The following is a 13464-nucleotide window of genomic DNA, read 5'->3' as shown; positions in this document are numbered from 1 at the left end:
GAATTGCTTCAGTGGAGCTGGTTTCAGCGTGTTGTCACTCATGCGGACGTCCTTGTCTGTGTCTGCCGTGCAGGTATCAGCCGGAGAAATCCGGCATCCGGTCGGGTTTCAGTGTCAACAGATCATCGGGCAACGAGAGCCGAACGTCACCACTCGCGCCACCCTTGAACGGCACCTGCCCGGCTTTCACCGTGAAGTTGCCCGGGCAGGCGAACGTGATGTCGCCGCCTTCCAATGTGATCTGTGTCTGACCCGCCTGCAGGACGATCTTCTGTTTCGCCAGTACGTCGATGCGTTCGTCGGTGGCGGTGATGGTGACGGACTGGTCGGCCAGCAGTTCCAGCGGGCCGGCGTGGGCCTGCAGAGTGACCGGGCCGTTGGCGGCAATCGCCTTGATCGGGCCGTGCTGGGCGAACAGGGCGACATGGCCGCCGCTGACACCGGCAAAGGTGTGGCCGGCGGCGAGGTGGGTGTCCTGCTGGCTGGTCAGGTGGGTGTTGCCGCCGGCGTAGGCCAGGGCGCTGTTGGGCGTGGTCAGGGCGATGGCGTCGGGCGATTCGGCCAGTAGCAGCGGCGTCGCGAACTTCTCGACTGCGTCGCCGCCGTCACGGGCGCTGGCGCTTGGTTTGGTGGCGCTTTGGCCATTGACGCTGGCCGGATGCTTGCCGTCCTGCTTGGGGTCCAGCGCGGTGATCAGGTCGGTCTGGGCGGGGTTGGCGGCCAGCGCGGCGACTTCGCTGCTTTGGGCGGCGTCGCTCAGGGCTTGCGCGGTGCGTTCGGCGCCCTTGAGTTGGGCCAGCGTTTCGGCCGTGTCCAATTGGGTCGAGGTGGCATTGATTTTCGCCGTGGTCGACAACAACACGCCCTGGCCGGCGCGCAGGTTGGCCCAGCCGAGGGTAGCCAGGTCGAAGCCCTGTCCACGAAGCTTGCCGCGGCGGGCGTTGTTGGGGTCGATCAGGTAGCCCAGCTCCAGCCGGCTATCGGCGAGGCTGGTGTGCAGGCGCTGGCGCAGTTGACCGCTGGCATCATCCATCAGCCATTGCTGGGTGCCGCTGCCGTCGAGTGACTGGCTGTGCAAGCCGCTGAGGGTGCCGGGATGGTTGCTGGCATCGGCCAGGGCGAACGGCGGGGGAATCGCACTGTTGTAGAGCTGGCCGACGATCACGGGCTGGTCGATGTCGCCATGCAGGAACTCGACCAGCACCTCGCTGCCGATACGCGGCAGGGCGTGGCTGCCCCAGTTGGGGCCGGCCTGCCATTCCGATACCCGCACCCAGGTGCCGCTGCTGTGGTCGCCGGGGGCGTGGCCGTCGGGATGGGTGTTGGAGCCGGTCTCGGTGAGGCCGCCGCGGTTGGGGGCGACGCCGCGCTGCCACGGGAACTGGATGCGAACCTGGTGGTCGCGGGTGGAGGTGATGCTGGCATCGGGCAGGCCCACCACGTGGGCAGTCTGCAGGCCATGCACGGTCGGTCGGGGCCGCGAAACTGGAACGATGGGAGTGTCGGCCGTGACCGCCAGGAAGCGGTTGCGGTAGCTGCCGCGCTCCAGGTCGCCGCTGCCGGTGAACGCGCTATCGAGCAGGGTGACGATGCCGCTGCCCAAGTTGTTGGCGGCGATGTGCTCGATCACCAGCGGGAGGAAGCGTTGGTCGGATAGGTCGGGGTGCTGGGACAAGTTGAAGGCGAATCCGGGCGCGAGTCCGCGACCGCTGCCGGTGCCCGCGTGCAGGCGCTGCGGCAACCGCAAAGCATCAAGTTGCAGCTCGGCGGCGAGGTCGGCATGAGTGCGCGCGGTAAAACGGCCAGCGCGCGGGACGGTGTAGACCTCGCGGGTCGGCAGGTTCGGGCCGGCCGGGTCGGCGTCCAGCGCGGCGGAGTGGGCTTCGACCTGCTCGGCTTGCCAGCTGACGGTGGTGAAGGCGTTGGCGGTGGCCTGGCGCTGCTCGGTGAAGTGGTTGATCGCGTCACGCGACTCGGCGGCATCGCTGCGGTGGAAGCGCAGCGCGGCCGGGGTGGCGGCAGGGGGTTCGGCGTCGCGGTCGAAAATCACCAGGGTGTGGGTGGTGGCCGGGCCGGAGTGTTCGAAGCGCCAAGCAAGACCGGCGTCGGCCAGCAGGCGGAATACGAAGGCGTGGTCGGTCTCGCGGTATTGGGTGGTGGTCGGGTAGCGCGCAAGTGATTGGCTGGTGTCGACCCGGAAGGCGGCTTGCGGATAGTCGGCGAGAACCCGCTCGACCACGCCCAGCGCGTCCAGGTTCTGGAACACCAGTGCGTTGCGGCGCAGTTTCAGGAACGCGGTCCACGGCTCCATCGTCAGCCGATAGCGGGCCAGGCCGCCGTCGCTGCCCAGCGGCGCCACCTGGGTGCAGTAGCCGTGCCAATGGCGGTGTGACCCGTCGGCCTGCCGCAAACGTAGCGCCAGCGGTTGCCCAATCAGTGCCTTGGCGTCCAGGAACGCCGATATCGACAGGCAATCGATGTTGAAGGTGAAGTCGTCGCAGACCGATTCGCTGCCGTCGAAACGCTCGACCACCAGCGCGCCGGGCAGCGCGGTATCGATCTCGATCAGGCGGGTGTCTTGCGACAGCAGCGTCGACCATTGCCGGGCGGTTGCTGCGAGTGACTGGATATCCATATCCATGGTTTCCATCCTTGGTTCAGTCGATGCCGAGCTTCTTCAGCTTGTAGCGCAATGCGCGGAAGGTGATGCCCAGCGCGGCGGCGGTACGGGTCTTGTTGTAGCGGTTTTCCTGCAGGGCGTGGTTGATCGCGGCGCGCTCGATTTCCTCGATATACGAGGGCAGGGCGCTGGTTGCGGTGTCGCGTGGATCGATGGTGCGCGGGTCGATGCCGGCAGCGGCCGCGGCGGTTTGCGGGGCCTGCGGGTGGGAGATGCCGGGGTGCTGGGGGCTGCCGGGCGGGTTGCTGAAGCCGGAGCGTTGCGGCAGCGACAGGTCGGCGGCGGTCAGGCGGCCGCCATCGGTCAACGCCATGGCGCGCTCGAGGATGTTCTCCAGCTCACGCACGTTGCCGGGGAAATGGTATTGCCCCAGCGCAGCCACGGCGTCGGCGCTCAGGCTCGGCGTTTGGCAGCCCAGGTCGGCGGACAGGCGCTGGAGGATCTTGGCTGACAGGCCGGGCAGGTCCTCCAGTCGTCCGCGCAGCGGTGGTACGTGCAGCTCGATGACGTTGATGCGGTAGTACAGATCCTGGCGGAAGCGGCCATCGGCCACCATGCGCGCCAGGTCCTTGTGGGTGGCCGACAGGATGCGGACGTCGACCGGAATCTCGGCGTTGGCACCGACCGGCTTGATCGACTTTTCCTGGATCGCGCGCAGCAGCTTGACCTGCATCGCCAGCGGCAACTCGGCGACCTCGTCCAGGAACAAGGTGCCGCCGTCGGCGCTCTGGAACAGGCCCGGCTTGTCGGCGTGGGCGCCGGTAAAGCTGCCCTTCTTGTGGCCGAAGAACTCGCTTTCCATCAGCTCCGAAGGGATCGCGCCGCAGTTGACCGGCACGAACGGGTTGGCACCGCGGCCCCCTTCGGAATGGATGGTGCGGGCCACCAGCTCCTTACCGACGCCGGACTCGCCGGCGATGTAGACCGGGGCCTGGCTGCGGGCGACCTTGGTGATGGTATGGCGCAGGCTGACCATCGCTGGCGACTCGCCGTACAGGCGGGTGGCGACGGCTTCCGGGTTGTGGACGGGAGCCGGTTTGTCCTTCAGTTCCAGGGCGTGGCGGACCAGGTCGCGCAACACCGACAATTCCACCGGCTTGGCGACGAAGTCGAATGCTCCGGCCTTGAGCGCCTCCACGGCCGAGTCGACGTTGCCGAACGCGGTGATCATCGCGACCGGGGTGTCGGGGTGCCGGTGGGCGATCTCGGCAACCAGGTCCAGGCCCGAGCCATCCGGCAGCCGCATGTCGGTCAGGCACAGGTCGTACCGGTTGCGTGCCAGCTGGGCACGGGCGTCAGACAGGCTGGATGCGGTGTCGCACCGCAGGCCCATCCGTCCCAGGGTCATGACCAGCAACTCGCGGATGTCGCGCTCGTCGTCGATCACCAATGCGCTGCGGGTGTCTGTCATTGCTCCTCCGGTCATGGTGACAGCTTAATCGATCATGACCGCTGGCGGCGTGGATTGCCGTTATCCGGCACACGCTTGTCCGTGCTGGTGGCCGACAGGCGCAGGCGGAAGCAACTGCCGCCGGCCGGCAGGGCGATGTGGTCAAGCGAGGCCTGGTTGGCGCGCGACAACTCGCGGGCGATGTACAGCCCGAGCCCGGTGCCATGGCCGGAGGTGGTGAAAAAGGGCCGGAACAACTGCTGCGCCACGCGCTCGGGGATCCCCGGGCCACGGTCGGTGACGTCGATGATCGGGTGCTGGTGGCTGTCCAGGTACACGTGCAGGGTCACACGCGCCGGTTCTCCCGGGATGCGCCCGTAGGTCAGGGCGTTGTGCACCAGCACGGTGAGGATCTGGTGCAGCTGGCGCGGGTCGACCAGGGCGGCAATCCGGGGCAATTCGCTGGTCGTCAACAAACTGTCCTGTTCCAACGGGTGGCCGGCGCGATAGTCCTCGACGAAATGGCGGGTCATGCCAATCAGCTCGATGTAGTCGGGCTTGGCCGGGTCACGTCGCGCCATGCCGAGCACGTTCTCGACGATGCCGTTCATGCGCTGGCCCTGCTGGCGAATGATCTGCAGCAGGCGTCGGTCGGCGGTGGCGACGTCGTCGGATTCCTCCAGCAACTGCACGGCGTAGTTGATCGCCGCCAGCGGGTTGCGGATCTCGTGGGCGAGGCTGGCGGAGAAGCGCCCAAGGGTGGCCAGGGTCATCGATTCGGCGCGCCGCGAGACCAGTGAGGTGTCGTCAAGGAACACCAGGGTCTGGTCGCTGCCGGCCAGCAGGCGGGTGAAACGCGGCACCACCTCGTTCTGGTCGGCGGCGACCAATAGCGGGTCCTCGTTGGCTTTCCCGGTTTCGCGCCAGATGGCCAGGCGCTTGGCCAGCTCGGGCAAGGCCATGCCCAGGTCGCGGTTGCCTTCACCGGCATCACCCAACAGCAGGTTGGCGGCTTCGTTGGCCAGCTGTACCCGGTTGTGGCCGTCGACCAGCAGCACGCCGGTGCGCAGCCGGCGGATGATCAGTTCGTTGACCTCGGTCAGGTGGGCGGTCTGCACGCCGCGATGCTCGGCCAGGTCGTAGCTGTCGCGCATCTGCCGGCCCAGCACGCTGGTGGTGGTGGCAATGGCGAGGTAGCCCACGGCGAACATCAGCGGTTCGGCCAGGGCGCGGTCGCTGGCTTCCAGTGCGACGCTCCACAGGTGCTCGCCGATGATCCCGGCCACCGCGACGAATGCCGCCGCCAGCCCGAGGCGCGCCGGCAGCAGCAACGCGGCGGCACCCACGTTGAACATCAGCATCAACGCAATGCCGGTGCCTACTGCGGGGATGGCGTGGATGGCCAGCAGGCCGAAAAACAGGTCGCAGGCGATCCCGGCCAGGGCCAGGTTGCGCAGCTCGCCGCGATTGCGGAATGCAAACAGCAGTGCTGACAGGAAGACATACGACAGTGCGCCCGCCTGCGCGACCAACTGGTGCCGCGGCGGGGCGATCATGTCGGCGACCGGGCCAAACAACACCAGCACCAACAACGACGCTTCCAGCAGCCGGTACAGGGTGCACAGGTACAGCTCGCGGCGAAGTGCGTTGTCGGCGTCTTCGGCCGGGATGGCGGCGATGGTCAGTGGCAAGCGCGAGTCCCCGTTGCGGTCACGCGGAGTATAGGCAGATCGACCGGTGCATCGGCGGGGCGTCCGGATTGCGGGCATCGATGGCCGATGACAGTATCGGGCGAACCAAGGGGAAGTGACGTCGTTGTGGTGTCGTGCGCCTGGACGGCAATGGCGCGGCCTTGAAATGGATGCGGTGGATGGGGATGAAACGTTTTCTGAAATGGGCGGCCGTGGCAACCGGAGCGGTAGTCGTGGTGGTCATTGGTTTGTACGGGCTTTCGCGGGCACTGGGTCCGAGTGACCAGCACGAGCGCGCATTGGCGTTGATGAGCGACCGCGAGCCGGTCACCGGAACCAACGCGTTTGCGGCGCTATGGCTGATCCCCTACGACGTGCCGCCCGACCAGGTCGCGGCGATCGCGGCCACTGATGGGCGGCGGTTCAATGCCTTGTCCGCTCCCAACGGGCAGCCCGTCGACGCTGGATCGACGATGGCGAATTTTGCCAGCGTGGCGCAGGGACAGTTCACGCGGCGGTCGCGCGATGAAAGTGACTTGCCGATGTCGTGCCTGGCGGATCCGGTGGCCTGCCTGCAGCACGTCAGCGCCCGGGAGGCGGACTACCAAGGCTGGCGCGCGCACAATCGGGCATTGATCGAGCGTGCGGCACTGGACGGGACCGATTACTACCGCAACCCGTTCGAGCCTGCCATTTATCGCCCGTCGCCGAACTTCAGTTTCGGCGCGCGGGCGCGCCGGGCCAGTCAGGCGCTGGATTTCGTTACCGGCGACCGGGAGGCGGCATTTTCCGGCGTCTGCCACGACATCAATACCTGGCGGCGCCTGGGTACGAACGCGGACACTCTGCTGGTGAATGGGGTGGCGTCCGGCTTTGTTGACGGTTCCTTGAGGATGTTCGCTGAAATGCTGGCGCGCGCGCCTGCCGGCGAATCATTGCCGCCCGTCTGTGAGGCCGCCCTGGCACCGCCACGGCCGCAGGAGCTGTCGATGTGCGAAGTGATGAAGGGCGAGTTTGCCTTCATGCGGGCCGGCCTGGCGGCGGCTGGCTTTCCTGACAGCAACCTGTTGTACGACCGCGACGGCACCTATATGCGCAGCGCCGCCATCATGGCGGTGGGCTGCGATGAGGCGACCGAGCGCGCGATTGTCGACGACCGCCCGTTGCCGCCGTCGGCACTGCCGGCAGCATTCGACTTCAGCTGCATCCGCAATCCGGTTGGCTGCATATTGACCCACGTATCGGGCCCGGCTTATCAGGACTACCTGAAAAAGGCGCAGGAGACCGGCGCGAAGATGCGGTTGGGCTCGACGGTGTACTGGTTGCTGACCCATCCCGACGACCACCGGCCGTTGGCCGAGCGACTGGCGGCACGGCCGGCGGAGCTGCACAGCCCGCAGCACCCGATCGAGATCGTCGACAGTGGGCAGGCCCTGCGCATCACGCTGCAGCGAGGCAGCGGGCGCCATTGGGATCTGCCGTTGTCCGCGCCGGCAGGGCAGCCAAGCGCCACCGCCGGAGCGCGCTAAGCAGACTCTGGACCACCCGGTCTTCGCTCATCATTTCGCTTTTGTTCGTCATTCCCGCGAAAGCGGGAACCCAGAGCCTCTGCTTTCAATGACTTGAAGTCACTGGGTGGGCGGTTTTTGCTCACCCCGCCACGATCGGCGACAATACTTGGCCCCCTCGCGCCGCGCCGTTTTTCGGTGGCCTCCGCGTGGGACGTCTTCCACTCCCCTCGGTGACGCATGAATTTTCACGAATACCAGGCAAAGCAGCTGTTTGCCGACTACGGCATTGCGGTGCCGGCCGGGCGCATTGCGCGCACTCCGGAAGAAGCGGTCGAAGCGGCCAAGTCCATCCCCGGCGACCTGTGGGTCGTCAAGGCGCAGATCCATGCCGGCGGTCGCGGCAAGGCCGGCGGCGTCAAGCTGGCCAGGACCTATGACGAAGTAAAGCAGTACGCCGCAGCGATGCTGGGCACCAAGATGGAAACCTACCAGACCGCTGGCGTCGAGTTGCCGATCGACACCGTGCTGGTGTGCGAAGGCACCGACATCGACAAGGAGCTGTACCTGTCGGTGCTGGTCGACCGCAGCACGCAGACGGTGACCTTCATCGCCTCCGCTGAAGGCGGCATGGAGATCGAGCAGGTCGCCCGCGAAAAGCCCGAGGCGATCAAGACCATCCACGTCAACTACGTGGAAGGCCTGCAGCCTTACCAGTGCCGCGCGCTGGGTTTCGACATGGGCCTCACCGCCAAGCAGTCCAATCAGCTGACCAAGATCATGATGGGGCTGTTCAAGCTGTTCCACGAGAAGGACCTGGCGCTGGTCGAGCTGAACCCGCTGGCAATCCTCACCGATGGCAACCTGGCGGTGCTGGACGGCAAGATCAACTCCGATGACAGCGCCACCTTCCGCCACGCCGACCTGGCCCAGATGCGCGACATCCGCCAGGAAGACGAGGCCGAGGTCAAGGCCAGCCAGCACGACCTGAACTACGTGACCATGGACGGCAACATCGGCTGCATGGTCAACGGCGCCGGCCTGGCGATGGCGACCATGGACGTGATCTCGCTCAATGGCGGCTCGCCGGCGAACTTCCTGGACGTTGGCGGCGGTGCCACCAAGGAGCGCGTGACCGAGGCGTTCAAGCTGATCCTGTCCAGCGACGATGTGAAGGCGATTTTCGTCAACATCTTCGGCGGCATTGTGCGTTGCGACATGATCGCCGAGGGCATCATCGCGGCGGTCAAGGAAGTCGACGTCAAGGTGCCGGTGATCGTGCGCCTGGCCGGTACCAACGTGGAAGCGGGCAAGGAGTTGCTGAAGAACTCCGGCCTTGCCATCACGCCGGCCGACGACATCAACGACGGCGCCCGCAAGGCCGTTGCCGCCGTTGCCGCCTGACACCCTCACCAGGATTCGATACACATGAGCGTTTTGATCAACAAGAACACCAAGGTGATCGTGCAGGGCTTCACCGGCTCGCAGGGCACCTTCCACGCCGAGCAGATGCTCGACTACGGCACCCAGGTCGTGGGTGGCGTGACTCCGGGCAAGGGCGGCACCACGCACCTGAACCTGCCGGTCTTCAACACCGTCGCCGATGCGGTCGACCAGACGGGCGCGGATGCGTCGGTCATCTACGTGCCGCCGGCGTTTGCCGCTGACGCGATCCTGGAAGCCGCCGATGCCGGCATCACCGTCATCGTGTGCATCACCGAGGGCATCCCGGTGCTGGACATGCTGCGGGTCAAGAACGTGCTGAACGACTACGACGACGTCGTGTTGATCGGCCCGAACTGCCCCGGCGTGATCACTCCCGGCGAGTGCAAGATCGGGATCATGCCCGGCCATATCCACACCGTCGGCAAGATCGGCATCGTGTCGCGTTCGGGCACCCTGACCTACGAGGCGGTCAAGCAGACCACTGACGTGGGCCTGGGCCAGTCGACCGTCATTGGTATTGGCGGCGACCCGATCCACGGCCTGGACTTCATCGATTGCCTGAAGCTGTTCCAGGACGATGAGCAGACCGAAGGCATCATCATGGTTGGCGAGATCGGCGGCAGCGCCGAGGAAGAAGCGGCCGAGTTCATCGCCCAGTACGTGACCAAGCCGGTGGTCGGCTTCATCGCCGGCGCCAGCGCCCCGGAAGGCAAGCGCATGGGCCACGCCGGTGCGATCGCCTCGGGCGGCCAGGGCACTGCGGCGGGCAAGTTTGCCGCGATGGAAAAGGCCGGCGTGACCACGGTCAAGTCGCCCGGTGACCTGGGCGCGGCGATTGCGAAGCGGCTGGCGAAGTAAGCCAGACTGGCAGGTAGCGAGAAAAAGGCCACCTTCGGGTGGCCTTTTTCGTAACGCCAACGGGGCTCCACCGTGCTCCGGTTCTGGAACAATGACGTCTTGACCGACACGGACCGGTGCTGGCGTGCATCTGCGAAGCACTGGTTCCCACTCCACATCCGGCAGAAGACTGACATGACCCAACCCCTCCGCATTGCACTGGCCCAGTTCGACTTCCCGGTCGGCGCGGTGGAAGACAACGCCAGCCGGATCATCACGTTCATCCATCAGGCACGCGATGAATACGGGGCCGACCTGGTGCTGTTCCCGGAGTTGGCGCTGTCCGGGTATCCGCCGGAGGACTTGCTGCTGCGTCCGGGCTTCCTGGCCGACTGCGATGCGGCGATGCGGCGGGTCGCGCTTGCGGCGACCGGGATCACCGCGGTGGTGGGCTGGCCGGAAACGGCCGGGGCGGTGGTCTACAACGCGGCCAGCATCCTGCGCGATGGACGCATCGAGCGGACCTATCGCAAGCGTGAGTTACCCAATTACGCGGTGTTCGACGAACGGCGCTATTTCGTGGTCGACCCGGACGGCGGTGACTGCGTGTTCGAGCTCAACGGGGTCCGGCTGGGACTGCTGATCTGCGAGGACTTATGGTTCCACGAGCCGCTAGCCTCCACGATTGCCGCCGGTGCGGAGCTGGTGTTGTCGATCAATGCCTCGCCGTTCGAACGCGACAAGCACGGCCGGCGTGTCACGTTGCTGGAGGAAGCGACCCGCGGTAGCGGCGTGCCGATTGCCTACCTCAACGGGGTTGGCGGCCAGGATGCGGTGGTGTTTGATGGCGATTCGATGGTGGCCGATGGCGACGGCCATGTGCATCCGCCGGCGGCGGCGTTCCAGGAGCAATGGCTGGTGGTCGATTTCGACCCGGCGCAGCGCCGTTTCCAGCCGGTGCTGTGGCCGCACGACGGCGATGAAAGCCGGGATGCGCTGGCCTGGCGCGCGGTGGTGTGCGGGACCCGGGACTATTGCCGGAAAAATGGCTTCGGCAAGGTCTGGCTGGGCTTGTCGGGTGGGCTGGATTCGGCCGTGTGCCTGGCCATTGCGGTGGACGCGCTGGGTGCGGACAACGTCACCGCCGTGCGGATGCCGTCGCGCTACACCGCCGATCTGTCCAACGACCTGGCGGCCGAGCAGTGCGAGCGGCAGGGTGTGCGGTTGCTGACGGTGCCGATCGAGAAGCCGTTCCAGGGCTACCTGGACGCACTGGCCGAGTTGTTCGAAGGCGAACCGGCCGACACCACTGAGGAGAACCTGCAGTCACGGACCCGCGGCGGGATCCTGATGGCATTGAGCAACAAGTTCGGTGGCCTGCTTCTGACCACCGGCAACAAGAGCGAGTACGCGGTCGGCTACGCGACCATTTACGGCGACATGGCCGGCGGCTACGCGCCGTTGAAGGACCTGTACAAGACCGAGGTATTCGCGCTGGCGCGTTGGCGCAATACGGTCGGTGACAGCATCGATGGCAGCGGGGCCATTCCGGGCGGGGCGGCTCCTGTCGAGGTCATCCCGGTCGGGGTAATCGAGCGGCCGCCATCGGCCGAGTTGCGCGCCGACCAAAAGGACCAGGACTCGTTGCCGCCGTACGACGTGCTCGACGCGATCCTGATGCGCTACGTGGACCAGGAACAATCGCGCGCCGAGATCATCGAAGCCGGCTTCGATGCCGCTACCGTCGCCAAGGTGTTGCGGTTGGTTCGGATCAGCGAATGGAAGCGCCACCAGGCCGCGCCCGGGCCGAAGGTGTCACGCCGCGCATTCGGTCGCGAACGCCGCTACCCCATCAGCAACGGATACAAGGGTTAGCGGAGGGCCCATCAGTTGTCGAGCGCGGACTTCTCGCCGGCAAACGGGTTTAGCTTGCGCCAGTCGCTGGGGAAGTCGGGCCAGTTTCCGCTCAGGTACGGATGGTCCGGTGCGTTCTGGGCCAGCACCCGGCGCGCATCGGCGGCGAGGGTCTCGTTGCCCAATCCCTCGTAAGCGGATGCCAGCGTCGCTACGGCGTCGTTCTGGTAAATGCTCTGCGGGTAGGTTTCCAGCAGGTAGGTCGCACGATCGGCAGCGGCGACGTAGGCGGTGCGGCGCAGGTAGTACAGGGCCGTTTCCAGCTCGTGTCGCGCAAAGGTATTGCGCAGCTCGGCCATGCGGTCACGTGCATCGGCGGCATAGCGGCTGTTGGGATAACGGCTGGTGACGATCGAGAAGTCGTTGTAGGCCTGGGTCGGGGTGGCCAGGTCGCGGCGGCTGGCGTCCAGCCGCCAAACCTTCTGCAGGAACACCGCGTCGCGGTTGGAGTTCACCAAGCCGCGCAGGTAGTACATGTAGGCGATGTTGCGGTGGGTCGGGTAGGTGCGGATGAAGCGGTCAATGCTGCTGATCGCCTCCTCGTGCGCGCCGGCCTTGTACTGCGCGTAGGCGGTCTCCATGAACGCCTGCTCGGTATACGGGCCATAGGGGTATTGGGCGATGAGGCCCCTGAAGGTGGTGGCGGCGACTGACCAGTTGCCGCGGATCATCGAGGCATGGGCCTTCTCGTAGAGCTGCTCCACCGACGCGTTTTCCGGTGCGTCCTTTTTCTTGAACATTGAGCAGCCAGAGCCGACGAACAGGACAACCAGCATCAGCGAAAGCAGGCGAATTGGGGAGGAACGATCGGTCATGGTCGGGATCAACGGGCGCCGGAGGCACGAAGCGCCGATAATAGCAGTCCCGCGCCGTGTGCCCTTAACCGTGTCCATCCAATGAGCCAACCTGCCATCTCCCTGCAGGCCGTCGTGCCTGATGCCGCCGCCGGACGTCGCTTCGATGCGGTGCTGGCGGAGCTGTTCCCGTCCTATTCGCGCAGCCGGCTGGCCAGCTGGATCAAGTCTGGGGAAGTCCTGCTGGACGGGCGTGAAGCGCGCCCGCGTGACCCGGTCCGCGGTGGCGAATCCGTCGTCCTGCATGCGGTGCCCGAGGTCCAGACCCGTTCCGAGGCTGAGGATATCCCGCTGCGGGTGCTGTTCGAGGACGAGCATGTGATCGTGATCGACAAGCCGGCGGGCCTGGTGGTGCATCCGGGCGCGGGCAACCCGGACGGCACCCTGGTCAACGCGCTGCTGTTCCGGCACCCGGAGCTGAACGCGCTGCCGCGGGCGGGCATCGTGCATCGCCTCGACAAGAACACCTCGGGGGTAATGGTGGTTGCGCGCAGCCTGGTCGCGCATACCGCGCTGGTCGCCCAGTTGTCGGCGCGCGACGTGCACCGGCAATACCTGGCCGTGGTGTCGGGGGCGCTGGTATCGGGCGGAACCGCAAACGCGCCGATCGACCGCCACCCGCGCGACCGGATCCGGATGGCGGTGCGCGAGGACGGCCGCGACGCGATCACCCATTACCGCCTGCGTGAGCGCTTCCGTGCCCACACCTTGTTGGAGTGCCGCCTGGAAACCGGTCGCACCCACCAGATCCGGGTGCACATGGCGCACCTGAAGCATCCGATCATCGGCGACTCGCTGTATGGCGGCTCGCTGAAACTGCCGCGCGGTGCCAGCGACGCGCTGGTCGAGGCACTGAAAGGATTCAAACGCCAGGCGTTGCATGCGGAGACGCTGGAGTTCGCGCATCCGCTGAGCGGTGAGCCGGTGCGCTGCAACGCGCCGATGCCGCCCGACATGCAGGCGTTGGTGAAGGCCTTGCAGGACGATACCCGCGAAGCCGCCGAGCGGGAACGCTGAGCGATGGCTGCGTGCCGGCCGAGCGCTTATCGTCTTGAACCCGTGAACGCGGCGGCACGTCTCCCTACGGTCGTCTTGGTGGCCGTCGGCGCGGACGTCGGCACTGATGGCCAGAATGGGCGGGCCC

At 66.4% G+C, this 13464-nt stretch carries 9 protein-coding genes; 5 read left to right on the top strand and 4 right to left on the bottom strand.

The window, feature by feature from the left end:
* Positions 1-76: 76 nt before the first annotated feature.
* Genes ACW5DN_RS08990 through ACW5DN_RS08980 form a run of 3 tightly spaced genes read right to left on the bottom strand, consistent with a single transcriptional unit; the run spans position 77 to position 5755 of the window.
* Entirely contained in the window at positions 77-2641 is a 2565-nt protein-coding gene (locus tag ACW5DN_RS08990) for a type VI secretion system Vgr family protein (protein WP_456962348.1), read from the bottom strand.
* Between the two features lie 16 nt (positions 2642-2657).
* A complete protein-coding gene (locus tag ACW5DN_RS08985) occupies positions 2658-4091 on the bottom strand; it encodes a sigma-54-dependent transcriptional regulator (protein WP_456962347.1) in 1434 nt (477 codons plus the stop codon).
* 32 nt (positions 4092-4123) lie between these two features.
* A complete protein-coding gene (locus ACW5DN_RS08980; RefSeq protein WP_456963012.1) occupies positions 4124-5755 on the bottom strand; it encodes a sensor histidine kinase in 1632 nt (543 codons plus the stop codon).
* Positions 5756-5946: 191 nt separating this feature from the next.
* Here ACW5DN_RS08980 and ACW5DN_RS08975 point away from each other — a divergent pair, with 191 nt between their 5' ends.
* From ACW5DN_RS08975 to ACW5DN_RS08960, 4 genes are all read left to right on the top strand, one after another.
* Positions 5947-7290, top strand: a complete 1344-nt coding sequence (locus ACW5DN_RS08975) for a hypothetical protein (RefSeq protein ID WP_456962346.1) — start codon at positions 5947-5949, stop codon at positions 7288-7290.
* 219 nt (positions 7291-7509) lie between these two features.
* Positions 7510-8673, top strand: a complete 1164-nt coding sequence (sucC, locus tag ACW5DN_RS08970) for an ADP-forming succinate--CoA ligase subunit beta (RefSeq protein WP_456962345.1) — start codon at positions 7510-7512, stop codon at positions 8671-8673.
* Between the two features lie 24 nt (positions 8674-8697).
* Positions 8698-9573, top strand: coding sequence for a succinate--CoA ligase subunit alpha (gene sucD, locus ACW5DN_RS08965; RefSeq protein WP_456962344.1), 876 nt, complete (start codon positions 8698-8700; stop codon positions 9571-9573).
* A 174-nt stretch (positions 9574-9747) separates the two neighbouring features.
* Entirely contained in the window at positions 9748-11427 is a 1680-nt protein-coding gene (locus ACW5DN_RS08960; protein WP_456962343.1) for an NAD+ synthase, read from the top strand.
* Between the two features lie 11 nt (positions 11428-11438).
* Here ACW5DN_RS08960 and ACW5DN_RS08955 read toward each other — a convergent pair whose 3' ends face one another.
* Entirely contained in the window at positions 11439-12281 is an 843-nt protein-coding gene (locus ACW5DN_RS08955; protein ID WP_456962342.1) for an outer membrane protein assembly factor BamD, read from the bottom strand.
* A gap of 81 nt (positions 12282-12362) precedes the next feature.
* On the opposite strand from ACW5DN_RS08955, the gene rluD reads away from it, so the two are divergent.
* Positions 12363-13337, top strand: a complete 975-nt coding sequence (gene rluD, locus ACW5DN_RS08950) for a 23S rRNA pseudouridine(1911/1915/1917) synthase RluD (RefSeq protein ID WP_456962341.1) — start codon at positions 12363-12365, stop codon at positions 13335-13337.
* Positions 13338-13464: the final 127 nt, after the last annotated feature.

The organism is Lysobacter sp. A289, assembly GCF_054072675.1.
The sequence above is the reverse complement of the archived record's forward strand: the minus strand, read 5'-3'. Positions and strand labels throughout refer to the sequence as shown.

Bases quoted from the DNA above. Each gene is read 5' to 3' on its own strand.
- rluD (WP_456962341.1), top strand. From the start codon at position 12,363: ATGAGCCAACCTGCCATCTCCCTGCAGGCCGTCGTGCCTGATGCCGCC.
- sucC (WP_456962345.1), top strand. From the start codon at position 7,510: ATGAATTTTCACGAATACCAGGCAAAGCAGCTGTTTGCCGACTACGGC.
- ACW5DN_RS08990 (WP_456962348.1), bottom strand. From the start codon at position 2,641: ATGGATATGGATATCCAGTCACTCGCAGCAACCGCCCGGCAATGGTCG.
- ACW5DN_RS08960 (WP_456962343.1), top strand. From the start codon at position 9,748: ATGACCCAACCCCTCCGCATTGCACTGGCCCAGTTCGACTTCCCGGTC.
- sucD (WP_456962344.1), top strand. From the start codon at position 8,698: ATGAGCGTTTTGATCAACAAGAACACCAAGGTGATCGTGCAGGGCTTC.
- ACW5DN_RS08975 (WP_456962346.1), top strand. From the start codon at position 5,947: ATGAAACGTTTTCTGAAATGGGCGGCCGTGGCAACCGGAGCGGTAGTC.
- ACW5DN_RS08985 (WP_456962347.1), bottom strand. From the start codon at position 4,091: ATGACAGACACCCGCAGCGCATTGGTGATCGACGACGAGCGCGACATC.
- ACW5DN_RS08955 (WP_456962342.1), bottom strand. From the start codon at position 12,281: ATGACCGATCGTTCCTCCCCAATTCGCCTGCTTTCGCTGATGCTGGTT.